Source organism: Mesorhizobium sp. (assembly GCF_005063415.1).
Classification (GTDB): Bacteria; Pseudomonadota; Alphaproteobacteria; order Rhizobiales; family Rhizobiaceae; genus Mesorhizobium.
In genome coordinates this window covers 68,312-91,188 of the sequence record NZ_SUEG01000004.1, presented here as the reverse complement: position 1 = coordinate 91,188, position 22,877 = coordinate 68,312, and the positions used below count along the sequence as shown (strand labels likewise).

At 62.7% G+C, this 22,877-nt stretch carries 23 protein-coding genes and 1 pseudogene; 14 read left to right on the top strand and 10 right to left on the bottom strand.

Annotated elements, in window-relative coordinates; translation table 11 throughout:
- Nucleotides 1–39: 39 nt before the first annotated feature.
- Nucleotides 40–1,686 (top strand): hypothetical protein, encoded by a 1,647-nt coding sequence (locus tag E5W70_RS02555; protein ID WP_292653890.1) that lies wholly within the window; start codon nt 40–42, stop codon nt 1,684–1,686.
- A 122-nt stretch (nt 1,687–1,808) separates the two neighbouring features.
- Here the strand turns inward: E5W70_RS02555 and E5W70_RS02550 are convergent, their stop codons facing one another.
- The 5 genes from E5W70_RS02550 to E5W70_RS02530 are packed head-to-tail and all read right to left on the bottom strand — an operon-like array spanning nt 1,809 to nt 6,615.
- Nucleotides 1,809–2,990: a M20 aminoacylase family protein gene (locus tag E5W70_RS02550; RefSeq protein ID WP_292653889.1), complete on the bottom strand. Its 1,182-nt coding sequence runs from the start codon at nt 2,988–2,990 to the stop codon at nt 1,809–1,811.
- A gap of 47 nt (nt 2,991–3,037) precedes the next feature.
- Nucleotides 3,038–3,811, bottom strand: a complete 774-nt coding sequence (locus tag E5W70_RS02545; protein ID WP_292653888.1) for an amino acid ABC transporter ATP-binding protein — start codon at nt 3,809–3,811, stop codon at nt 3,038–3,040.
- Nucleotides 3,798–4,718 carry an amino acid ABC transporter permease gene (locus tag E5W70_RS02540; protein WP_292653887.1) on the bottom strand — a complete coding sequence of 307 codons (921 nt, stop codon included), beginning with the start codon at nt 4,716–4,718 and terminating at the stop codon, nt 3,798–3,800. The genes E5W70_RS02545 and E5W70_RS02540 overlap by 14 nt, the downstream gene beginning before the upstream one ends.
- Nucleotides 4,719–4,726: 8 nt before the next feature.
- A complete protein-coding gene (locus tag E5W70_RS02535) occupies nt 4,727–5,596 on the bottom strand; it encodes an ABC transporter substrate-binding protein (RefSeq protein ID WP_292653886.1) in 870 nt (289 codons plus the stop codon).
- 29 nt (nt 5,597–5,625) lie between these two features.
- Nucleotides 5,626–6,615, bottom strand: coding sequence for a nitrate ABC transporter substrate-binding protein (locus E5W70_RS02530; RefSeq protein ID WP_292653885.1), 990 nt, complete (start codon nt 6,613–6,615; stop codon nt 5,626–5,628).
- Between the two features lie 109 nt (nt 6,616–6,724).
- Here E5W70_RS02530 and E5W70_RS02525 point away from each other — a divergent pair, with 109 nt between their 5' ends.
- Nucleotides 6,725–8,062 (top strand): PLP-dependent aminotransferase family protein, encoded by a 1,338-nt coding sequence (locus E5W70_RS02525; protein WP_292653884.1) that lies wholly within the window; start codon nt 6,725–6,727, stop codon nt 8,060–8,062.
- A 27-nt stretch (nt 8,063–8,089) separates the two neighbouring features.
- Here E5W70_RS02525 and E5W70_RS02520 read toward each other — a convergent pair whose 3' ends face one another.
- Nucleotides 8,090–9,448 (bottom strand): NAD(P)/FAD-dependent oxidoreductase, encoded by a 1,359-nt coding sequence (locus tag E5W70_RS02520; protein ID WP_292653883.1) that lies wholly within the window; start codon nt 9,446–9,448, stop codon nt 8,090–8,092.
- A 260-nt stretch (nt 9,449–9,708) separates the two neighbouring features.
- On the opposite strand from E5W70_RS02520, the gene E5W70_RS02515 reads away from it, so the two are divergent.
- Together E5W70_RS02515 and E5W70_RS02510 are read left to right on the top strand one after the other, a co-directional pair.
- Nucleotides 9,709–10,428, top strand: coding sequence for an XRE family transcriptional regulator (locus tag E5W70_RS02515; protein ID WP_292653882.1), 720 nt, complete (start codon nt 9,709–9,711; stop codon nt 10,426–10,428).
- A gap of 160 nt (nt 10,429–10,588) precedes the next feature.
- Nucleotides 10,589–10,959: pseudogene (locus tag E5W70_RS02510) on the top strand (endonuclease domain-containing protein).
- Between the two features lie 118 nt (nt 10,960–11,077).
- On the opposite strand, the gene E5W70_RS02505 reads toward E5W70_RS02510, so the two are convergent.
- From E5W70_RS02505 to E5W70_RS02490, 4 genes are read right to left on the bottom strand one after another with little or no spacing between them, the layout of a single operon-like run.
- A complete protein-coding gene (locus E5W70_RS02505) occupies nt 11,078–12,118 on the bottom strand; it encodes a DUF3445 domain-containing protein (protein ID WP_292653881.1) in 1,041 nt (346 codons plus the stop codon).
- Nucleotides 12,119–12,127: 9 nt separating this feature from the next.
- A complete protein-coding gene (locus tag E5W70_RS02500) occupies nt 12,128–13,093 on the bottom strand; it encodes a PDR/VanB family oxidoreductase (RefSeq protein WP_292653880.1) in 966 nt (321 codons plus the stop codon).
- On the bottom strand, nt 13,090–13,686 hold the full coding sequence (locus E5W70_RS02495) for a dimethylamine monooxygenase subunit DmmA family protein (RefSeq protein ID WP_292653879.1): 597 nt from the start codon (nt 13,684–13,686) through the stop codon (nt 13,090–13,092). The genes E5W70_RS02500 and E5W70_RS02495 overlap by 4 nt, the downstream gene beginning before the upstream one ends.
- Before the next feature lie 14 nt (nt 13,687–13,700).
- The gene (locus tag E5W70_RS02490; RefSeq protein ID WP_292653878.1) at nt 13,701–14,834 is read right to left on the bottom strand and encodes an aminomethyltransferase family protein; all 1,134 of its coding nucleotides are present in this window, start codon (nt 14,832–14,834) and stop codon (nt 13,701–13,703) included.
- 284 nt (nt 14,835–15,118) lie between these two features.
- On the opposite strand from E5W70_RS02490, the gene E5W70_RS02485 reads away from it, so the two are divergent.
- From E5W70_RS02485 to glnT, 10 genes are all read left to right on the top strand, one after another.
- Nucleotides 15,119–15,406 carry a hypothetical protein gene (locus E5W70_RS02485; protein ID WP_292653877.1) on the top strand — a complete coding sequence of 96 codons (288 nt, stop codon included), beginning with the start codon at nt 15,119–15,121 and terminating at the stop codon, nt 15,404–15,406.
- Nucleotides 15,407–15,416: 10 nt separating this feature from the next.
- A complete protein-coding gene (locus E5W70_RS02480; protein WP_292653876.1) occupies nt 15,417–15,794 on the top strand; it encodes a hypothetical protein in 378 nt (125 codons plus the stop codon).
- Between the two features lie 16 nt (nt 15,795–15,810).
- The gene (locus tag E5W70_RS02475; protein WP_023673991.1) at nt 15,811–15,972 is read left to right on the top strand and encodes a hypothetical protein; all 162 of its coding nucleotides are present in this window, start codon (nt 15,811–15,813) and stop codon (nt 15,970–15,972) included.
- 15 nt (nt 15,973–15,987) lie between these two features.
- Entirely contained in the window at nt 15,988–17,388 is a 1,401-nt protein-coding gene (locus tag E5W70_RS02470; protein WP_292653875.1) for an amino acid permease, read from the top strand.
- Between the two features lie 49 nt (nt 17,389–17,437).
- Complete coding sequence (locus E5W70_RS02465; RefSeq protein WP_292653874.1) at nt 17,438–18,118, top strand: hypothetical protein; 681 nt, start codon at nt 17,438–17,440, stop codon at nt 18,116–18,118.
- Nucleotides 18,115–18,447: a hypothetical protein gene (locus E5W70_RS02460; RefSeq protein WP_292653873.1), complete on the top strand. Its 333-nt coding sequence runs from the start codon at nt 18,115–18,117 to the stop codon at nt 18,445–18,447. Before E5W70_RS02465 ends, E5W70_RS02460 begins: the two co-directional genes overlap by 4 nt.
- Nucleotides 18,448–18,531: 84 nt before the next feature.
- Nucleotides 18,532–19,425 carry a glutamine amidotransferase family protein gene (locus tag E5W70_RS02455; RefSeq protein WP_292653872.1) on the top strand — a complete coding sequence of 298 codons (894 nt, stop codon included), beginning with the start codon at nt 18,532–18,534 and terminating at the stop codon, nt 19,423–19,425.
- Nucleotides 19,426–19,429: 4 nt separating this feature from the next.
- The gene (locus E5W70_RS02450; RefSeq protein ID WP_292653871.1) at nt 19,430–20,164 is read left to right on the top strand and encodes a GXGXG domain-containing protein; all 735 of its coding nucleotides are present in this window, start codon (nt 19,430–19,432) and stop codon (nt 20,162–20,164) included.
- Between the two features lie 6 nt (nt 20,165–20,170).
- Nucleotides 20,171–21,499 (top strand): FMN-binding glutamate synthase family protein, encoded by a 1,329-nt coding sequence (locus E5W70_RS02445; RefSeq protein WP_292653870.1) that lies wholly within the window; start codon nt 20,171–20,173, stop codon nt 21,497–21,499.
- 35 nt (nt 21,500–21,534) lie between these two features.
- The gene (gene glnT / locus E5W70_RS02440; RefSeq protein WP_292653869.1) at nt 21,535–22,842 is read left to right on the top strand and encodes a type III glutamate--ammonia ligase; all 1,308 of its coding nucleotides are present in this window, start codon (nt 21,535–21,537) and stop codon (nt 22,840–22,842) included.
- Nucleotides 22,843–22,877 lie beyond the last annotated feature (35 nt).

The window sequence follows — 22,877 nt, the reverse complement described above, 5'->3', positions numbered from 1 at the left end:
GCTGTCATGGGACGGGCAGGCTCAACAGGAGAGCGAACAATGTCTAAACGCGTTCCCTTTACTCCCGGTAATCTAACGGACCGTCAATGGGGCACTGATGACATCCTCGCAGGCGATCTAAATACAAATATCTTGATCGGCGATGCTGGCGGCAGCCTGCTAGATTTCTCGAGGGGCGGCAACGACACCTTCACGGGGGCGCCATCCTCCACCACCACTGCTTACGGCGATGCCGGCGAGGATAGCTCGGACCACAGCAAGGGCGGCAATGACACTTTCACAGGCGCCTCGCTCGGCACCTACATCTTCTACGGTGACGTCGGCGGCAACATGTTCGTCCATGCTCAGGGCGGCGACGACAGTTTTAGGGCCGAGGGCGACTCCTTCAACACTTTTTACGGCGATGCCGGCGGCGACATGTCGGACCACAGCAAGGGCGGCAACGATACCTTGAGCAGTGAAGTGGGTAGACGGGTAGACAACACGTTCTACGGTGACGCCGGCGGCAACATGTTCGGCTTTGCTCAAGGCGGCGACGACATTTTCGTGACCAGCACTCGACAAGGCGCCGACCACACCTTTTACGGTGACGCGGGCGGCGAGATGTCCGATCATGGCAAGGGCGGCAACGACACCTTCCAGGGCTCGATAGAAGCCAATAACATTTTCTGCGGTGACGCGGGCAGCAACATGTCCGGCAATGCGCAGGGCGGCGACGACAATTTCACGAGCAGGACCGACTCCTTCAACACTTTCTACGGCGATGCCGGCGGCGATATGTCGGCCTACAGCAAGGGTGGCAACGATACCTTCACGGGTAGCTTCTTTTCCACCAACACCTTCTTCGGTGACGCCGGCGGCAACATGTCTGACCATGCTCAGGGCGGCGACGACCACTATACGGACCTGGGTGGGGAGATCGGGAGCAAAACTCTTTATGGCGATGCGGGTGGCGATCTTTCCGGTTTTGCCGCGGGCGGCAACGACACTTTCACGAACGCGGGTGGCTCGGAGATAACTTTCTACGGCGACGCGGGCGGCAGTATGTTCGACCATGCGCTTGGGGGCGACGACGTGGCCGTGCTGCAAGGCACTCATAATTTGGGGTATGGCGATGCGGTCGCGATGCTCGGCAGCGCTGTGGGTGGCAATGATTCCCTGACTGGCGGCGACAGGAGCTCCGGTCCGGATGTTGTAAGCGAGTTGTACGGTGACGCCCTCGCTATGTCCGGTTCCGCCCAGGGCGGCAACGACATTCTTACCGGGGGCGACAACACCGAAAGCGGCCAGGTCCGTAACTTCCTGTGCGGCGACGCTCTGCAAATGTCCGGTTCGGCCAAAGGTGGAAATGATACCCTGTACGCCGGGAGCGCGGCACCTGGCTGCACGGTCATCAATGACATGTGGGGTGACGGACAACTAAGCGAGTTGGCTCAGGGCGGCGCAGACCAATTCATATTCAAGGACGATGGTTCAATGACGGTCGGAACCCAAAACACCATTTACGACTTCAGCCAGACCCAAGGCGACACTATCGTGTTTAGTGGCGTGGAGGGCGTGCAATCGTTCGATGATCTCACTATTTCGCAAAATGGAACCAGCACCATTATTACCGCGGGAGTCGATCAAGTTACTCTCGCAAACTTTACAAGCCCGCTGACGACGAGTGACTTTTTGTTCGTCTGAAAGCGAAGCTCTTATCGCATTCGAAGAGGGGAATGCGTGAGAATTCGTTGAGCATCGTCGCGCGGCCGGTCGCCCCAATTCTGCTCGACCGGCCGATCGACAATCCAAGCCGCAGGTATGGCTCAAGCGGCCAGAAATCTCTCGGTCAATCGAGCCCAAAGCGCTGCGCCGACGGTCAAATTGCCGTCGTTGAAATCATATTTCGAGCTGTGCAGGATGGCTGAATCCTCGCCGTTGCCGAGGCGGAGGAAGCAACCAGGTTTGTGCGCAAGGAAATAGGAAAAGTCTTCGCTGCCGGGGATCAACGGGCAGACGGCCACCTTGTCCTGACCAACGAGTTCAACAGCGACGTCTGTCGCAAAGGACGTCTCGCTCTCGGAATTGACCACCACCGGGTAGCCGCGCTCGTAATCGATCTCGACCGTTGCGCCATGCGCCTGCGCCACAAGTGCTGCGATGCTGCGAATACGCTGCTCGAGCGTGTCGCGAATCTCGGCCGAGAAAGAGCGAACGCTCAGCGTGATCTCGGCGTGTTCCGGGATGACGTTGGAGGCCGTGCCGCCGTGAATGGTGCCGACGGTAACGACAGCCGTCTCGATCGGGTTGACGTTGCGCGACACCGCCGTCTGCAGGGTCATGACGATGTTGGCGGCAGCGACGATCGGGTCGACCGTCAGGTGCGGACGGGAGGCGTGGCCGCCACGCCCGGCGATCTTGATGGTGACAGTATCGCTCGCCGCCATCAGCGGCCCGGCGCGCATCAGGAACGAACCCGCCGGCGCGCCCGGATGATTATGCAGCCCGAATATCGCATCGCAGGGAAAGCGCTCGAACAGGCCGTCGGCGATCATCGCCTGCGCCCCGCTTCCCTTGCCGGCTTCCTCGGCCGGCTGGAAGATAAGGTTCACCGTGCCGTTGAAATGCCGTGTGCGCGCCAGATATTCGGCCGCGCCGAGCAGCATCGTGGTGTGGCCGTCATGGCCGCAGGCGTGCATCTTGCCGCTGGCCTGGCTGGCATAAGGGAGATTGGTCGCTTCGGTGATCGGCAAGGCGTCCATGTCGGCGCGGATGGCGATGCTGCGGCCGCTGCCCTGGCGCAAGCGGCCGACGACCCCGAGGCCGCCGACATTACGCGTCACCTCGTATCCCCAGCCTTCGAGCCGTTCAGCAACGTATGCAGCGGTTTCGTGCTCCTGGAAGGAAAGCTCGGGATGCGCGTGCAGGTGCTGGCGAACCGCCGCAAGCTCGGCGGCCTTGTCGGCGAAATCGGAAATGTCGGCGAACTGGTTGGAGGTCTTTGGCATGGGAGGTCCTTTGCTGGCCGAATAGGTAAATCGCGCCGGCTTTGCTGTCAGATGAAACGGCTTAAAAAGGCCCGCGTGCGCGGGTGCCTGGGTTTGGCGAGAACCTCGTCCGGAGGCCCGGCCTCGATCACATTACCGTCGTCCATGAACACCACCCGATCCGCCGCTTCGCGGGCGAAGCCGATCTCATGCGTGACCACGATCATGGTCAAGCCCTGCCTGGCGAGATCGCGCATGGTGGCGAGCACCTCGCCGACCAGCTCCGGATCGAGCGCCGACGTCGGCTCGTCGAAGAGCATCAATTTCGGGCGGATGGCGAGCGCACGGGCGATGGCGACGCGCTGCTGCTGGCCGCCCGAAAGCTGGCGCGGATAGGCGTCGATCTTGTCGGCGAGACCGACACGGGTCAGCAGTTCGCGGGCGTAGCCGGTCGCCTCCTTGCGGTTCTCCCGGTGAACGCCGACCGGAGCCTCGATGACGTTCTGCAGGGTCGTCATGTGCGGATAGAGATTGAACTGCTGGAACACCATGCCGATCTTGCGCCGCTGCGCTGCGATCGCCCGGTCGGAAAGCTTGTCGAGGCGGCCGTCGTGCAACCGGTAACCGATCTGCTCGCCGTCTACTTCGATCGACCCTTGGTCGATCGCCTCGAGATGATTGATGCATCGCAGGAAGGTCGACTTTCCGGAGCCGGACGGTCCGAGAACGACCACCACCTCGCCAGGCGCGACGTCCAGGTCGATGCCCTTCAGCACCTCGAGCGGGCCGAACGCCTTGTGAACGTTGCGCGCCCGGACCAGGGGCGTGTCATGCGCGCTCATTGGCAGCCTCCAGGGTCGCGGTCGCCGTCTTCTCGCGGGCGCCGCGGTCGCCGCGGCTGTAGTGGCGTTCGATCGCGCCTTGCGCGACGTTGAGAACCGAGGTGATCAGTAGGTACCACAGCACTGCAACCATCAGCAGCGGAATGATTTCGAAGGTGCGGTTGTAGATCGACTGCACCGAGTAAAGCAGGTCGGCCATGGCGATGACGCTGACAAGCGACGTCGCCTTGATCATGCTGATCAGCTGATTGCCGGTCGGCGGGACGATCGACCGCATCGCCTGTGGGATGATGATGCGCCGTAAAGCCCGGGCGCGGGTCATGCCGAAGGCTTCAGCCGTTTCGGCCTGCCCCTTGTCCACCGACAACAATCCACCACGGATGATCTCGGCCATGTAGGCGGCCTCGTTCAGCGCCAGACCAAGAACCGCGGCCGTCAAAGGCGTGATCAGGTCGTTGGTGTTCCAACTGGCGAAGCCGATGGAAATGCGCGGAAACAGCGTCGAAAGGTTGTACCACAAGATCAGTTGCACCAGCAGCGGCGTTCCCCGGAAGAACCAGATGAACAGGCCGGAGAGGAAGGATGCCAGCCTGTCCTTCGACATGCGCGCGATGGCGAGCAGCAGGCCGAGCACGATACCCAGGATCATCGCCACGACCGTCAGGCCGAGCGTTACGGAAAGCCCCTGCATGACCGTGGGATCGAAGAAATACTGGGCGACGACCGGCCAGCCGAAATTCGGGTTGACCGCAACGATATAGGCGAAGCCGGCCGCCACGGCGACGGTGAACGCCCAGAGCGCCAGCCGGACGAGCGGAAACGGCCGGTGGGCTCGTTTGACATCGCGCAGCGCGTCGTCGGGACGTCGCGGCAGCCCGGCCGCGTAGGCAGCGGTCGCGTCGGTCATGGCAGCCTCTACTGGCCCTGGTTGATGCCGGGCGCGTCGATCATGTTCTTCTCGAGGCCCCATTTCTTCATGACCGCGGCGTAGGTGCCGTTCTTCATCAGGATCTTGAACGCGTCGAGCAGCACGCCGCCCAGCGGCGAGCCCTTCTTGACGACGGCGCCTTGATAGATGTCCTTGAACCCATTGGCCTGGCCGACACCTGAAAGTTCCAGCTGGCCCTTCGCCTGCTCGACGAAATAGGTCAGCGGCGCCTGCGAGGAGAAGAATGCGTCGGAGCGCTTCGACCGGACGGCCAGTATCGAACTCGGCTGGTCGGTGAAGGATTGCACCTCGACGGCCGGCTTGCCGCCCTCGGTGCATTTCTGTGCCTGCTGCTTGATGACCTTTTCGGCCGACCCGCCCGACATGACGGCGATGCGCTTGCCGCAAGCGGTGTCGAGTGAGGTAATGTCTTGCGGGTTGCCCTTCTCGACGGCGAAGACGACGTATTCGCGCACCCAATCGATGAAGTCGTTGGATTTCTGGCGGTCGGGATAGTCGCCGACAGGCCCCATCGCGAACTGATAACGGCCGGCATTGATGCCACTCAGCAACGCCGGCAGGCCGGCGACCGAGGCATGATCGACTTCGACGCCGAGCAGCTGGCCGATAGCGTCCGAAATGTCCCTGGTCGCCCCCGACAGTTCGGTGCCGGTGACGATCTCATAGGGCGGGAACGAACCGTTGTTGACGGCTGTGATCTTTCCCGCCGTGCGGATCTCTTCCGGCAGCCGGGCGCGCAAGTCTTCGTTCACCGATTGCTTTTGGATGTCCTGGGCGAAGCTGGACTGCGCCAGCATTGTGACGAGCGAGGCGAATATGAAGCTGATTGTCCTCATGGCATTCTCCTGTTCTTGATTGCGCGTTGTCAGGCTGCGGTGGCCCGCGACCTGGCCTCGAAAGGAAACAAGGCTTCGGCGGAAATCGGCTCCGTCAGAATGCCCTGGGCGTGAAGCTCGGCGACGAAATCCTCGATCATGCGCCGGTTGGCAGGCAGGCCGCTGGCGTTCCAGGAGGCAGGCAGGTCGCGCCCCGCATGAAGCAGCTCCTCGAGGATCCAGGGCGAGGTGTCGGCATATTTTCGGCGCTTTGCCGTCCAGACGCGCTGACTTTCGTCGATCAGCCTGGCGAGTTCCCGCGGCAGCCAGGGGTGCTCCCTGGCCATTGCGGCCTTGACGGCGACCAGATGCATGCCCGGAACATAACCGACGTCGGCGAAATAGGCGCGTTCGGCCGCGCGAAAATCGCGCAGCACTTGCCGGAAGCCGGAAGCCGGGCCGAAAAAGCCGTCCGGCATGAAGGGCGTGAAAACAGCGTCGAGCTCGCCTTGCGCCAGCAGCTCCATCATCGGGCGTTCGCCCGGCGCTGCTTCGATTCGACCCGGCCTGCCGAATCCGTCGAGGCGGTCTGCGACCGGGTGCTCCGATGTCAGCCTGCCGGCGAACCAATAGGCATCCTCGACGCCGACGCCTTCCCGCCGAAGCGCCGCGCGCGTCCATGTGTTGCCGGAATCGCGCCAGCCGGTGACGCCGATGCGTTTGCCGGCAAGGTCGGAGAGCCGTTCCAGCGGGCTGGTCTCGACCGTTATGATGCAGCGATGGCGAAAGCCGCGCATGATGAAGCACGGTAGTCCAACCACCGTATCCCGGCCCGCCGCCATGGCCGACACATAACGGCTGAATGAGACCTCCGCCGCATCGTAGTTCGGATCGGTGCCGAGATCCGCGATCAGCGTGGCGACACGATCAACCTTCACCGACAGGCGGCTGGAGGTGACGTCACCCAGGACCAAGGGAGTGAGATAATCCCAATCGCGGGTGGCTATCGTGATGGAGACGGGCGTGGTGGAGGCGGGCATCGGCATGAACTTCAAAGCTATGTTTGACCGGCGATTGGTAAATGTTTATTTTTGGCCGATCAAATGTTATTATGTTATTGAACATTCGCTTTGACGATCGCGGGTTCCGATGGATTTCGATGCAGGATGGTTCGCTGAACGCCTTGGCGACCGCACGACGCGCGGCATCGCGCGCGAGACCAGTGCGCTGATCAGAAGCGGCGCGCTGCCCGTCGGCGCAAAACTTCCGCCGGTGCGCGATCTGGCCTATGTGCTCTGCGTCAGCCCGGCGACTGTCTCGCAGGCGTGGAGCGAGCTGCGGCGCTACAAGATCATCGGCGGCCGCGGACGCAACGGCACCTGGATCATGGGCAACCGCTTTGCCGCCCGGCCCGAGCGCCACATGAGCGGCGGCAATTACGGACACGACGTTCTGAACCTGGCGATCGCGGAGCCCGATGTGAGGCTCTTGCCGCAGCTCGACATCGCGCTGGCGCATGGCGCGCGTGCCGAAAAGCTCAACAGCTACGAGCGGGTGCGCATCCTGCCCGAGCTGGAGGCCGCGGTGCGCCCGTCATGGCCGTACGATCCCGGCGCGTTCCTGGCCACCAATGGCGGCTACAACGCCATCTACACCTTGCTGCATGCGCTGGTTCCGCCGGGGGCGCCGGTGGCTATCGAGAACCCGACGGCGCTTCGCCTGCTCGACATCCTCGAGGATCTCGATGTGCCGATCATCCCGGTGGACTGCGACAGTGAAGGTCCCTTGCCGGATGCACTTGCCAACGCTCTGCGGCAGCGGCCCGTCGCGTTCCTGTTCCAGCCGCGCGTCCATTCGGTTACCGGCGCCTGCATGTCGTCGGCGCGGCTGGAGGTCATTGGCGACCTGCTCGCCGGCACCGACGTGCTGATTGTCGAAGACGACGGCGTCGGCGATATTGCCTCGGCGCCGCGCATTTCGCTTGGCCGGCGCTTTCCCGATCGCGTCGTCCACATCCTGTCCTATTCCAAGACCCATGGCCCGGACCTGCGGCTCGCCGTGCTGTCCGGATCGGCGACGATCGTCGAGCAGATCCAGTCCTATCGCAGCTTCAGCTCGGGATGGACCAGCCGTATCCTGCAGGCGGCCACCGCCTGGCTGGTGCAAGACCCGGCCACGGCTGCCCTCGTTGAGCAGGCGAAGGAGGTGTATCGCCACCGTCGCGAGCGGCTCGCCGGCGAACTGGCGAAACGCGATGTCGCGATCGACGCCGGATATGGTCTCAGCGTCCTCATTCCGGTTGCTTCGGAACCTTATGCGATGGTCACGCTGGCCGCGCACGGCATCGCGGTCCATGCCGGAGCGAAGTTTTCGACAGGAAAAACGAACGCTGTCCGCGTCGCGACCAGCATCCTGGACGAGGAGCACCTCGAGCACGTCGCAAATTCCCTGGCGCTGGCAGCCGACCCCGCGCGGGAAGTTGTCTGAGGCAAAGGCAATCGCCGTTCGGACTCCCTACTCCGCCGCGACGCCTTTCACCTCAAGATAGCTCTCCATCGAATCGTCCATCGCCTGCAGCCAAGGCGTATGGTGCAGCGGCGCCATCGTGCCGGTCATCAGCGAGCGACAGGAATGGTCGCGGAAGCCCATAATGTCTTCCGCCTTGTGGTGCTCCCATTCCATGAAGGTCTGATTGACGGCCTCGACGTCGAAGCCCGGATAGTCGGTCTGCTCCATCAACTCCCTGGTGTAGTCGCCCTGGAACCAGATCATCTGCTCGGCGTCTTCCAGCGTTTCCTCGCGTGCCCGCCACTTTTTGCCGTGCTCGGCCATCGCTTCGGCCGAGGGCAGCTTGATCCGGCCCATGATGACGTCGCGGGCGAACCAGGCCTGCGCGTCGAACATGTTGAAGGTGTAGAACTGGTCCTGCATGCCAATATAGGACAGCTTCGGGTTTTTCTCCCAGACGACGCCCTCGTAGAGCCCGTCGGGCCACATGCGGTTGGCGGTCTTCAGCTTCAAATCCTCGGTGAGGAACGGGAAGGAATGGAGGTAGCCGGTGCACAGGATGATGGCGTCGACGTCTTTAGTGCTGCCGTCCTTGAAATGCGCCGTCTTGCCGACGACTTTCTGCAGCAGCGGCACCTCCTTCCAGTTCTCCGGCCATTTGAAGCCCATCGGCTTCGAGCGGTAGCTCGAGGTGATCGATCTGGCGCCGTATTTGTAGCATTGCGAGCCGATGTCCTCGGCCGAATAGGAGCGGCCGATGATCAAAATGTCCTTGCCCTTGAATTCCATCGCGTCGCGGAAATCGTGGCTGTGCAGGATACGGCCGTTGAAGGTCGAAAAGCCCTCGAAATAGGGAACGTTGGGCACGGAAAAATGCCCCGAGGCGACGACGACATTGTCGAACTCTTCCGAGTACGTGACGTCGTTGGTGCGGTCATGCGCGGTGACCGTGAACTTCTTCGTCGTTTCGGAAAAGGTGACCATGCGCACCGGGCTGTTGAAGCGCACCCATTGGCGCACGCCGGATTTTTCGACGCGGCCCTTGATGTAGTCCCACAGCACGGCGCGAGGCGGATAGGAGCCGATCGGCCGGCCGAAATGCTCCTCGAACGTGTAGTCGGCGAATTCGAGGCACTCCTTCGGGCCGTTCGACCAGAGGTAACGGTACATCGAGCCGTGCACCGGGTCGCCGTGTTCGTCGAGGCCGGTGCGCCAGGTGTAGTTCCACAGGCCGCCCCAGTCGGACTGCTTTTCGAAGCAGACGATTTCGGGAATGTCGGCGCCCTTGTCGGCGGCCGACTTGAAGGCCCGGAGCTGGGCCATGCCGGACGGCCCGGCTCCGATGACGGCAACACGATCTTTCATTGCGGGCCTCCCGATCTCATTTCCCTAACGAAACAAATTTCACTGACAGGACAGTAATTGCCCCTTCGATGCTGTCAACAGGCCTTGTCGCGAAACCCTCGTTTCACCAAGCTGGATTTCCAAGCGACGTGGTAGCTCGGGCGAAATCCGGACATTGCGCAATTCGACATGGGTGGCTTGCCGTGAGAGTTGCGCTTCTGTATCGGCACCGAATATGTTCACCGTGAGTGAAATGAATCGGCAAGGTCCGGGGTGGCAACATGGCGAAAAAAGCATCCAGTCTAAAGCCTGCTGCGGCCGCCGCCGTCGCCAAAGCCAAGCCGTCGATCGCTGCAATCGATCCGCGCAAGATACGCGCGCCGCTCACCCAGAACCCTCACGCCATTCGCGATACTCGCGAAAAAGTCCTGGAGGTCGCCATCGGCCGCGAGGTGCGGGCCTTCCGCAAGAAGCTCGGCATCACCGTCGCCGATCTGGCTGCCGCCACCGACATTTCGCTTGGCATGCTGTCGAAGATCGAAAACGGCATCACCTCGCCGTCGCTGACAACTTTGCAGGCGCTGTCACGGGCGCTCGGCGTCCCTGTCACCGCTTTCTTCCGCCGCTTCGAAGAAGAGCGCAGCGCCGTCTTCGTCAAGGCCGGCGAAGGCCTCGACGTCGAGCGCCGCGGCACGCGCGCCGGCCACCAGTACAATCTGCTCGGCCATATCGGCTCCAACACCAGCGGCGTCGTCGTCGAACCCTATCTGATCACGCTGACCGAGGATTCCGACGTGTTCCCGACCTTCCAGCACGAAGGCATGGAGTTCCTCTATATGCTCGAAGGCGAGGTGGTTTACCGGCACGGCAGCAACCTCTACCCGATGAAGCCCGGCGACAGCCTGTTCTTCGACGCCGATGCGCCGCACGGCCCGGAAGTGCTGACCGTTCTGCCGATGCGCTATCTCTCGATCATCTGCTACCCGCAAAGCGCGGGGTGAGAGTTCGATCTCCCCTTCTTGGGGGTTCCTCGTCGGGGAGATCGGCAGCTTCGCGACGGCGCTTCTTTGCAGCATTGGCAAATTGGCGAAAGCCGAAATGACATCCGATCTCCCCACTCGAGGGGGAGATGTCCGGCAGGACAGAGGGGGGCGAACCGCGATGACGCACAATCTAGTTTCCGCCAATAACCGCCGCAATGCGCGCAGGATGCGCAAGGTGATGACCGATGCCGAACTCAAGCTTTGGAATGAGATAAGGGCTCACAGGCTGATGGGACTGGGGTTTCGGCGCCAGATGCTATCGCCGGCCATGTCGTCGATTTTGCATGCCCGGACAAAAAGCTGATCATCGAGCTTGATGGTTCCCAGCATGGCCAGGCCGAAACGTCGGAATCGGACGCTGCAAGAACCGCGAAGTTCGAAGCGCTGGGCTGGACGGTCCTGCGCTTCTGGAACGATGATGTCATTCGCGATATCGACAATGTCTGCCAGCATGTCGTGATCGTGGCTGGGCTGGCCGGCGCGGCGTGAGCCTCGCGGAGTTTTGGGAGGCCGCGGGGCAAGCCCGGCGCTCTACGGCGCCCCCCTCTGCCCTGCCGGGCATCTCCCCCTCTTGGGGGGAGATCGGCAGCTTCGGCGACGGCAGCAGTCAATCCGGCCCGAAGCCTGCTGACGTCGGGCTGCCATCATCCAACCTCGACAGCCACTCGACCAGCGTCGGCCGATAGCGCGTCAGGCCTTTGTAATTGGCGAGTTCCTCGGGCAGGTCGCGGATGACGCGGTGCAGCCGCCTTGCCCATTTCGGCTGCGTCACCAGCTCGTCCATCTTGATCAGATAGCAGCGGATCGGGAAGACGATCGCGTTCGAGCGCGGCAGCCGCCAGAAACTCTGCAGCTCGACGCGCAGATGGGCCTTGTCGCCGACGTTTTCCGGCGTCACCGTGGCGCGGTCCGGACCCCATTTGTGGTAATTTTCCGGGCTGGTATCGAGGCGCGGATTGATGGTCATCGTCCAGTTCAGCCGGCGCGCCGGCTTGCCCTGCTGGATGTTGGTGAGGAACTTCAGCGCCCGGACGAATATGCCCTTCTCATGCGCCAGCGGCACCGGCGCGTGCCATTCGAAGAAATTCATGCCGATATCGAAATCGAGCGACCAGTCGGCCTGGGTGGTGACCATGCCGGCATCCATCCACAGATTGCCGTCGCGCTGGTCGAGGATGCAGAAATCGCCCTGGCTCTGCCGGGTGATGTATTCCATCGGCCCATAGGGCAGCGTCGAGACGTCACCGAAGGTAAAGCTGTCGTCGATACCGAGCGGCCGGTTGATCCAGCGCCAGCGGTCGCCGTCTCGGGTCAGCGTGAAATGCTCGGGATAGCCCAGCGCCTGCTGCTCCATCAGCAGTTCGAGCAGGTCCCAGCCGGCCAGCGTCATGTGCGGCAGCGACTGGCAGCGCAGCGGATCCTCGGCCAGCACCAAAGCGCGGTCCTGCATCTCGGCGACATAGTGCTCGTCGACGTCGATCAAATTCTCCAGCACGCTGCCCTTCGGCCCGACGACGTGCGGCTCGATGTTGACCGCATACATGTAGCTGTCTTCATGGAACGGGAACGGGAACCGCCTGATGTGCTCCGGGCTGTTCCTGAAGGTGAAGTCGTCGCGGAACGTCTCCTTGCGAAAGGTAATGCCCAAGCTCGCCTCCTATCTTTCCAGCACCAGCGACCTGCCCTCGAAACGCGACACGCAGGGCATGATCTTGCAGCCCGAACGGTGGTCTTCCTCGCTCAGCCAGTGGTCGTTGTGGATGAACTTGCCGTCATGCGAAATGACATTGGTCTCGCACTGGCCGCAGACGCCGCCGCGGCAGAGATAGGGCGGATCGACGCCGGCCGCCTCGATCGCCTCGAGCAGACTCTGCTGCTCGTCGACACGGATTTTCTTGCCGCTGAGCGCCAGCGTCACGTCGAAGGGCGCGCCGGGTTGCGGTGCGGCGAAATGCTCGAAATGCACGGTTTCCGCCGGCCAGCCGAGCGCCGCGGCACGCTCGCGCACCCAGCCGATCATGCCCGACGGGCCGCAGACATAGAGATGCGTGCCGAGCGGCTGCGACGACAGCAGCCGGTCGAGATCGACGCGCTCGTCGCGGTCGTCGTGATAGAGCCTGACCCGACGGTCGTAGCGTTCCCTGAGCAGATCGGCATAGGTGCCGAGCGAGGCCGTGCGGCAGGTGTAATGCAGCTCGAAATTGCCGCCGTCCGCCGCCAGCTGCGCGGTCTGCGCCATGAACGGGGTGATGCCGATGCCACCGGCCAGCATCAAGTGCTTCCTGGCGCGCAGATCGAGCGAGAACAGGTTGACGGGATAGCTGACCACCATCTCCGTGCCCGGCCTGACCTGCCTGTGCATGAACAGCGAGCCGCCGCGGCCGGCGTTGTCGCGGCGCACCGAGATGGTGTATTCGCGGGTGTCGAGCGGCGAGCCCATCAGCGAATAGGGATTGAGCCTGGTGCGTTCGCCATCGCGCATCTCGACGACGACATGGGCGCCGCCGGAAAAGGTCGGCAAAAGCTGGCCGTCGCGCCGGCGGAAATGAAAGCGCGTCACCAGTTCGTTGACCGGAACGACATCGCTGACGACGACGTCGAGCTTGGTGGTGCCGGTGCTCATCGAAAGACCTCCTCGATCGGAGGAATTTCGCTGCGGTCCTCGGCGTTGATGCAGACGCCCTGGAAGGCGGCGAGCCGCCGCGAATAGTGATCGCGCACCAGAAGCAGCAGGCCGCAATGCGAACAGGTCGCCGGCTGCGTCGTCACGTTCTCGGTGATGCCCTTGCAGTGGACGCACTGCATGCGGCGCGCCAACGAGCCGCGATGCTCGGTCTGGATCGAGGTGTGGTCGATGCCGGCTTCGAGCGCCGCGTGCATGGCCTGGCCGATCAGCCCTTCGGTGCCGGCAAGATAGAGCCTGAGGCCCATATGCGCATTGGCCAGCGTCTGCTTCAGCCGCGGCAAAGCGCTGGCGAAGGAATGGCCGAGGTAGAACTGCGCCGGCTTCAGCGCTTCGAGCACATCGGCATATTTGCCGTCGCGGCCGGGAATGAAGATGACGTGGGCGCCTCCGAAGAAGTCCGCCGGTGCCTTGGCGGCCAGGTCGGCAATCGCCAGCGCTCCCTCTGCATCCGCTATGAAAAGATGATGCTTGCCGGGCTGCAGAGACAGGGTCCCATAGACCGGCCGGCTGATGATGCTTTTCGCTGCCATACCCGCAGTATGCCTCAGCCTTTCGCCGTGCGCTTGGTCTTCTTCGGATCGTCGAACGGAAGCGGCTCGGCGGTTGCGCTGATGGCGCCGCTCTTGTTGCGGATCTCGAGCCTGGTGCCCTGCACCGCGCAGTCGACGTCGAGCCGGGCGATGCCCATCGATTTTTTGACCAGCGGCGAATACATGGCGCAGGTCACCACGCCGACTTTTTTGCCGTCGCGATAGACCGGTGCGCCCTCGTCGGCCGGCTCCTTGCCTTCGAGCAGCACGCCGAAGATCTTGAAGCGTTCCTTGCCCTTGAGGCGGTAGTGCTCCTCGGCGCCGCGAAAGCCCGTCTTGCCGGGGCTGACGGTGAAGTCGAGGCCGAGCTCCCACAGCGTGTCGCCGGGGCCTTCATTCTCGAACGGGTATTTCTGCGAATTGTCGTAGGGGTAAAACAGCAGGTAACTCTCGACGCGCAGCATGTCGAGCGTGGTGAAGCGGCACGGGATGATGCCGGCGCTCTTGCCCTCGTCGAGGATCCTGTCCCAGATCGTTCCGGCGTCCTGGCCACGGCAGAAGATCTCGTAGCCGCGCTCGCCGGTATAGCCGGTGCGCGAGATCATCACCGGGAAGCCGAACAACTGCGTCTGCATGTGGTGGAAATAATTGAGGTCGCGAATGCCGGGCACATGCTTTGCCAGATAATCGATCGCCGTCGGGCCTTGCAGCGAAAGGTCGTGCAGATTGTCGTCGAAGCGCAGCGACACGTCGCGACCGACCGAAGCGCGCTGCAGCTCTTCATGGCCGGTGCCCGAGCCATGCACGACCATCCAGGAATTCGGGCCGGTGCGGTAGAGGATGCAGTCGTCGGTGAACTTGCCGGCCTCGTTGAGCATGCAGGCATAGGCCGACTTGCCGGGATAGATCTTTTCGACATCGCGCGTCGTCGCCAGGTCGATCAGGTGTGAGGCGTGCGGCCCGGTGATGTGGACCTTCTTCAAACCGGACACGTCCATCAGGCCGGCCTTGGTGCGGATGGCGATGTACTCTTCGTCGGCGTCCTTGTCGTAGGTCCAGGCGGTGCCCATGCCGCTCCAGTCCTCGAGCTTCGAGCCGAGCGCCCGGTGGCGGTCCGCAAGCGCCGAAAATCTCCAGGATGCCGTCATCCGCTGGTCCTCCGTTCGAAAGAACTTTTTGCTTTCCCCTGCTCCCTGCACAGTGGCGGGAGCGTTGCCCGAATATTGATCGCAAACGCCGGGAGCCTGCAATACCCGTAAGCAAATAATTTCATTGTCAGGCAAATCCGGCGGACCAAACAAACAGTTAACGCTGCGTAAAATCGTCTTGACAATTCCAGAATTCGGCCGGATTTTATGAAAAAAATTTCACTCTCTTGAAAGAGGGCAATGACCGGCCAATCCGGACCGGGCGTTGAAAAAGGGGAAAGCCGATGTCCGACCTGCAACAGCGCGTCGAAGCGTTGTACCGTTCCGACGTGCGTGGATCCATGCTCCTGATCGTCTGCCTGTGGGCGACGATCCTCTTTGTCCTGTTCATGACATGGCCGTACATCCCCGACGCCGGCATCAAGCTCGTCGTCGCGGTCGCCGCCGGCGCCGTGCTGATCTTCAACACGGCCGCGATCCTGGCGATGGTCAACCACTACAAGGAAGACAAGGACTTCATCTACGGCCTCGACATCAAGAATGCCGACGCCTACCGCAACCGCAAGTCCTGAGGGGAGACGCATGGCCCGCTATACACCGCCCGAACAGAGCAAGGCCGGACAGGTCTTCGATATCGCCGTCGTCGTGGTCGCGATTTTCGTCGCGCTGTGGCTGCCGCTGAAACTGGGGCTGGCAGGGGCGGCAAAATCCATCGACGCGCTCGACGCCAAGACGTGGGAAGCGCTCGGACAAAACCCGACCATGGCCTCGATCTGGGAAAAGCTCGGCTACACGCCGGAAACCGCGCACGACATCATCCAGAACCGGTTCCACTACATCATCGACTGGCCGACGCTGATCATCATGGCCGCGGTGCTGATCGGCTATTTCATTTTTCTGTTCCGCGCATCGGACCGCGAATACCGCGACGTCATCAACGAAAAGTTCGGCGACAAATAAATAGGGAAGCATCGTCATGTGGGTGGCACTTTCTTACGCATGCTGGGGCATCTCGATCGTGCTCGCGCTGTGGATGCTCTACGACTGGTTCAAGATCGACACGACCTATTCCGAAGAGATGCTGACCTCGTCCAGGGAAGGCGAACTTGAAGCTGTGTCCGAAAAACACCGGATCTGAGTGGGGGATTGAACGATGACGATCACGGCTGAACCAGCGGTGCAAGTGCAAGGCGACAGGGTTTCGCTGCTCAGGGTGCTCGGCCCCGCCCATGTCTGGGCGCTCGGCGTCGGCATCGTTCTGGTCGGCGAATTCACCGGCTGGAATTTCGCGGCGGACAAGGGCGGCGCGCTGGCGGCGCTGATCGTCTGCTGGATTGTCGGCCTGCTCTACACCTCGGTCGCCATGATCGATTCCGAAGTCACCTCGACGGTCGCTGCCGCCGGCGGCCAATATGCGCAGGCAAAGCACATTGTCGGGCCGCTGATGGCCTTCAACGTCGCGCTGTTCCTGGTCTTTGCCTACACCATGCTCGAAGTGTCGGACGCTATCCTGCTCGGCGACACGATCGTCGCCAAGGCCGGCGTCGAGGGCCTCAACCACAATTCCTTCATCGCCGCGACAATCGTCGTGCTGGCATGGCTGAACTATCGCGGCGTGCTGATGACGCTCAACGTCAACTTCGTCATCACCGCGATCGCCTATGTCTCGATCGTTATCCTGTTCTTCTCGGTCAGCCCGTGGACGCAAGGCGCCGTGCTGAAGCTGAACGAGCTGGTCACCCCCGGCAACGCCCTGCCCTATGGCTGGATCGGCGTCATCGCCGCCTTCCAGTTCGGCATCTGGTATTATCTCGGCATCGAGGGCACCACGCAGGCCGCCGAGGAAGTGCGCTCACCGGCGCGCTCGCTGCCCTACGGCACGATGGCCGGCATGATCACGCTTCTGATCGCGGCCGCCATGACCTGGTATGTCTGCGCCTCGCTGATGCCGTGGGAATATCTCGGCATCACCTACTATCCGCTGTGGGACGCAGGCAAATTGACCGGCAGTGCGCTGCTGGAGAACCTGTTGTTCATCGCGACGCTGCTTGCCGCACTCGCCTCCGCCAATGGCTGCATCAACGACGCCGCGCGCGCCTGGTTCTCGCTCGGCCGCGACCGCTATCTGCCGACCTGGTTCTCGGCGGTGCATCCGAAATACCGCACGCCCTATCGCTCGATCCTGTTCCTGCTGCCGATCGCGCTGGCCTTCGCCTTCATCGCCGACCTCAACCAGGCGATCACCTTCTCGATCCTGTCGGGCGTGCTGCAATACACCTTCATGAGCATCAACATCATCATGTTCAGGAAGAAGTGGCCGCTCGGCTCGATCCGCCGCGGCTACACCCATCCCTTCCATCCGCTGCCCGCGATCGTGCTGTTCTGCCTTTGCGTGGTCACCTTCTTTGCGATCTTCCTCGGCTTCGGCTCGCAGCTGATCGCCATGGTCGCCTTCTACTTCCTGATCTCGCTGTGGTTCCACTTCTACCGCTACAAATTCGTGCGCCGCGGTGCGCAGTTCACCATGCCGTGGCCGAAGCCGCAGGGCTACTGACGGGAGGCGCGCCCTGTCGGGCGGACATTTGCGTGACAAGGTGCGTTAGGTGATCTCAGCAGTGCTCGCCGGGGCGGTTGCCCTGGCTCTCGTCCTTCATTTCGCCTGGCTTGCGCGCGCCAGCCGCATCAAGGCCTTGGCCGCACTTGCCGCCGAGGAAGCCGGAATCCGCACCGTCATCCCCAACGCGGCCAACATCCCGGACGGCACTGCCGGCGTCGTCACCTTCGCCGGCTCGTGGAACGGCCGACGGGTGCAGGTACGGACGATCGTCGACACGCTGGCGATAAGGAAGCTGCCGGCGCGCTGGCTGAGCGTTTCGATCACCGAAAAGGTCGCGATACCAGGCACTTTCGACATGATGATGCGGCCGGGATCGCCGACGACCTTTTCCAATTTCGATCATCTCGACCATACGCTGCCGAAGGCGGCTGGATTTCCGGCCGAGGCGGTGCTGCGGAGCGACCGCAAGGGCGTGCGCTTTCCCGAGGCTCTTATCGCTGGTCACCTCGACATCTTTGCCGAGGGGCGCGCCAAGGAACTGCTGATCACGCCGAACGGCGTGCGCATCGTCTGGCTGCTGGCCGAGGCCGAACGGGCGCGCTACGGCGTATTCCGGCAAGCTGAATTCGGCACGGTCAGGCTCGATCCGGCGCTGATCGAGAGGCTGCTGTCGTCGGCTTCGGCGCTGCGCGATGCCATCAATCAAAGCGAACGGCAGGCGGCATGACCAGCCAGATCACCACCTCCCCCGCACCACCGAACCCCTATCTGGTTCTCGGCGCTGCGATCGTCTTGCCGGCGAGCGGGCATGTCGTGCTCGGCGTGCCAGTGCGTGGCCTGCAGTTCCTGTTCTTCATGGTGATCCTCGCCTGGGTCACCGCCAAGATCGCGCCGCCCGACGCCAGCTTCATCGGACGCCATGCCGGCGGCTTCCTGATCTATGCCCTGTCGATCCTGGATGCCTACAAGATCGCGCGCATCCGCTATGCCAAATGGGTTCACAATGGCGGCGCGCGCGGCGATAGTGCGGTCGGCGGCGCCTCAGCCGATATATAACGACAGGAAAATTTTTTTCATACCAATTGAATTCCCCGGACGCATTCGATACATCTCCAAGGGAACAAATCTCGGGAGCCTGACATGTGCGGAATCGTCGGACTGTTTTTGAAGGACAAGTCGCTCGAACCCCAGCTTGGCGCGATGCTGTCGGAGATGCTGATCTCGCTCAGCGATCGCGGTCCCGACAGCGCCGGCATCGCCATCTATGGCGCGTCCTCCAATGAAGCCAAGATCACCATCCAGTCGGCCAAGCCGGAGCACGATTTCCGCGGCCTCGACGCCGAACTCGCCAAGGCGATCGGTGCGCCGGTGAGCATTGCTGCAAAGTCGACGCATGCGGTGGTCCGGACGACGCCTGCCAAGATCGACGAAGCGCGTGAGGCGATCCAGGCGCTGCGCCCCGACATCCGCATCATGGGTGCCGGCGACGTCGTCGAGATCTACAAGGAAGTCGGCTTGCCGGAAGCGGTCGTCGACCGTTTCGGCGTCCGCGAGATGACCGGCACGCACGGCATCGGCCATACCCGCATGGCGACCGAATCGGCGGTGACAACGATGGGCGCGCATCCGTTCTCGACCGGCGCCGACCAGTGCCTGGTGCACAATGGCTCGCTGTCCAACCACAACAATGTCCGGCGCGAGCTGATCCGCGAAGGCATGATATTCGAGACCGAGAACGATACCGAGGTCGCTGCCGCCTATCTCTCCTCGCAGATGGCGCATGGCAAGAACCTCGGCGAGGCGCTGGAAGGCACGCTGAGCGACCTCGACGGCTTTTTCACCTTCGTCGTCGGCACCAAGAACGGCTTTGGCGTGGTGCGCGATCCGATCGCCTGCAAGCCTGCCGTAATGGCCGAAACCGACCAGTATGTCGCCTTCGGCTCGGAATATCGTGCGCTCACCAAACTGCCCGGCATAGACAATGCGAAGGTCTGGGAACCCGAGCCCGCAACCGTCTATTTCTGGGAGCATTGAACCAATGCCGGCAATCAACCTCTCCAAGGCGGGTCGCGAACAGAGCCATGCGTCACGGGTCTTCGACCTGGCCGAAATGTCGCTGCGCGAGCTCAACCAGGCGCTGCACGATTTGGCGCCCGGTTCGAACGAAACCGCCTGGGAAGTACTGCACCCGCGAGGCAGCCATTCGGTCGCCGTCGGCGTCGACCAGCCGGTCGCCATCGATGTGCGCGGCAGCGTCGGCTATTATTGCGGCGGGATGAACGACGGCGGCACCATCACCGTGCATGGCTCGGCGGGACCCGGCGTCGGCGAGAACATGATGTCCGGCCAGATCATCGTCAAAGGCGATGCCAGCCAGTATGCCGGCGCCACCGGCAGGGGCGGGTTGCTGGTCATCGAAGGCAACGCGTCGTCGCGCTGCGGCATCTCGATGAAAGGCATCGACATCGTCGTCCATGGCAATATCGGCCACATGTCGGCCTTCATGGCGCAGTCCGGCAACCTCGTGGTGCTGGGCGATGCCGGCGATGCGCTCGGCGATTCCATCTACGAGGCACGGCTTTTCGTGCGCGGCAAGGTCGAAAGCCTCGGCGCCGACTGCATCGCCAAGGAGATGCGGCCGGAGTATCTCGAACTGCTGCAAGGCTTGCTCGACCGCGCCGGCGTGACCGGCGTCAAGGCGGCGGAGTTCAAGCGCTACGGCTCGGCGCGCACGCTTTACAATTTCAATATCGACAACGCCGACGCGTATTGAGGCTCAATGACCTATCGCAACCCGCCGACGACGCCGCGCAAATCCGCGACCTTCGACGACTACACCCTTTCCGAGATCCGCCGCGCCGCGGCGACCGGCATCTATGATATCAGGGGCGCCGGCGCCAAGCGCAAGCTGCCGCATTTCGACGACCTTCTGTTCCTCGGCGCCTCGATCTCGCGCTATCCGCTCGAAGGCTATCGTGAGCGCTGCGACACCAGCGTCGTGCTCGGTTCCCGCTATGCGAAGAAACCGATCGAATTGAAAATCCCGATCACCATCGCCGGCATGAGCTTCGGCTCGCTGTCCGGCCCGGCCAAGGAAGCGCTCGGCCGCGGCGCAACGCTGTCCGGCACCTCGACCACCACCGGCGACGGCGGGATGACCGAGGAAGAGCGCGGCCATTCGAAGACGCTGATCTACCAGTATCTGCCGTCGCGCTACGGCATGAACCCACGCGATCTGCGCCGCGCCGATGCGATCGAAGTCGTTGTTGGCCAGGGCGCCAAGCCCGGCGGCGGCGGCATGCTGCTCGGCCAGAAGATCTCCGACCGCGTCGCCGAAATGCGCACGCTGCCGAAAGGCATCGACCAGCGCTCGGCCTCGCGCCACCCCGACTGGACCGGGCCGGACGACCTCGAGATCAAGATCCTCGAACTGCGCGAGATCACCGACTGGGAAAAGCCGATCTACGTCAAGGTCGGCGGCGCGCGGCCGTATTACGATACCGCGCTTGCGGTGAAATCGGGCGCCGACGTTGTCGTCGTCGACGGCATGCAGGGCGGCACGGCGGCAACCCAGGAAGTGTTCATCGAAAATGTCGGCCAGCCGACGCTTGCCTGCATCAGGCCGGCTGTGCAGGCGCTGCAGGATCTCGGCATGCACCGCAAGGTGCAGCTGATCGTCTCCGGCGGCATACGCAACGGCGCCGACGTCGCCAAGGCGCTGGCGCTTGGCGTCGACGCGGTGTCGATCGGCACGGCAGCGCTTGTCGCGCTGGGCGACAACGACCCGCGCTGGGAAGCGGAATACAACGAGCTCGGCACCACCGCCGGCGCCTATGACGACTGGCATGAGGGACGCGACCCGGCCGGCATCACCACGCAGGATCCCGAGCTAATGAAACGGGTCGATCCGATTGCGGCCGGACGACGGCTGGCGAATTATCTTAAGGTGATGACACTTGAGGCTCAGACAATCGCCCGCGCCTGCGGCAAGAACAGCCTGCACAATCTCGAGCCCGAGGATCTTGTGGCCTTGACGATCGAAGCCGCCGCCATGGCCGGCGTGCCGCTGGCCGGCACCAACTGGATACCGGGCAAGAACGGCTTCTAAGACAAACCAAAAATCCCAGTAAGCGAGGAATTATAATGGGGAACGATCTCGCCGCCTTCGCCAAGGAGAAGGGCGTCAAATATTTCATGATATCCTACACCGACCTGTTCGGTGGGCAGCGTGCCAAGCTGGTGCCGGCGCAGGCGATCGCCGACATGCAGCGGGACGGTGCCGGCTTTGCCGGCTTTGCCACCTGGCTCGACCTGACGCCGGCTCATCCCGACATGCTGGCGGTGCCGGATCCGGATTCGGTGATCCAGTTGCCGTGGAAGCCGGAGGTCGCCTGGGTCGCCGCCAACTGCATCATGGACGACAAATCGGTCGAGCAGGCGCCGCGCAACACGCTGAAGCGGCTGATCGCGGAGGCCGCTGGCGACGGCATGCACATCAAGACCGGCGTCGAGGCCGAATTCTTCCTGATCTCGCCGGACGGCAAGACGATTTCCGACGAATACGACACGGCGTCGAAGCCCTGCTACGACCAGCAGGCGGTGATGCGCCGCTATGACGTCATCGCCGAGATCTGCGACCACATGCTGGCGCTCGGCTGGGGCGCCTATCAGAACGACCACGAGGACGCCAACGGCCAGTTCGAGATGAACTGGGCCTTCGACGATGCGCTGGCGACCGCCGACAAGCATTCCTTCTTCAAATTCATGGTGAAGTCGGTTGCCGAAAAGCACGGCCTGCGCGCGACCTTCATGCCGAAACCCTTCCAGGGCCTGACCGGCAATGGCTGCCATGCGCATATCTCGGTGTGGGACAGGGACGGCAAGACCAATGTCTTCGCCGACAATGCGATGGAGCTCGGCCTGTCGGCCAAGGGCAGGAATTTCCTCGGCGGCATCATGAAACATGCTTCCGCGCTTGCCGCCATCACCAACCCGACGGTCAATTCCTACAAGCGCATCAACGCACCGCGCACCATCTCCGGCGCCACCTGGGCGCCGAACACAGTGACCTGGACGGGCAACAACCGCACCCATATGGTGCGCGTGCCCGGCCCCGGCCGCTTCGAGCTGCGCCTGCCGGACGGCGCGGCAAACCCCTATCTGCTGCAGGCCGTGATCATCGCCGCCGGCCTCGACGGTGTCCGCTCCAAGGCCGATCCCGGCCGGCGCTACGACATCGACATGTACCAGTTCGGCCATACGGTCGAAGGGGCGCCGAAGCTGCCGCTCAACCTGCTCGACGCGTTGCGCGAGTTTGACAACGACAAATCGCTCAAGGCGGCGCTGGGTGAGGAATTCTCGTCGGCTTATCTAAAGCTCAAGCAGCAGGAATGGAATTCCTATGCTTCCCACTTCACCCAGTGGGAGCGCGACCACACGCTCGACATCTGATCCGGAATTGTTGCACGCCCGGCGCGAAACAGGTT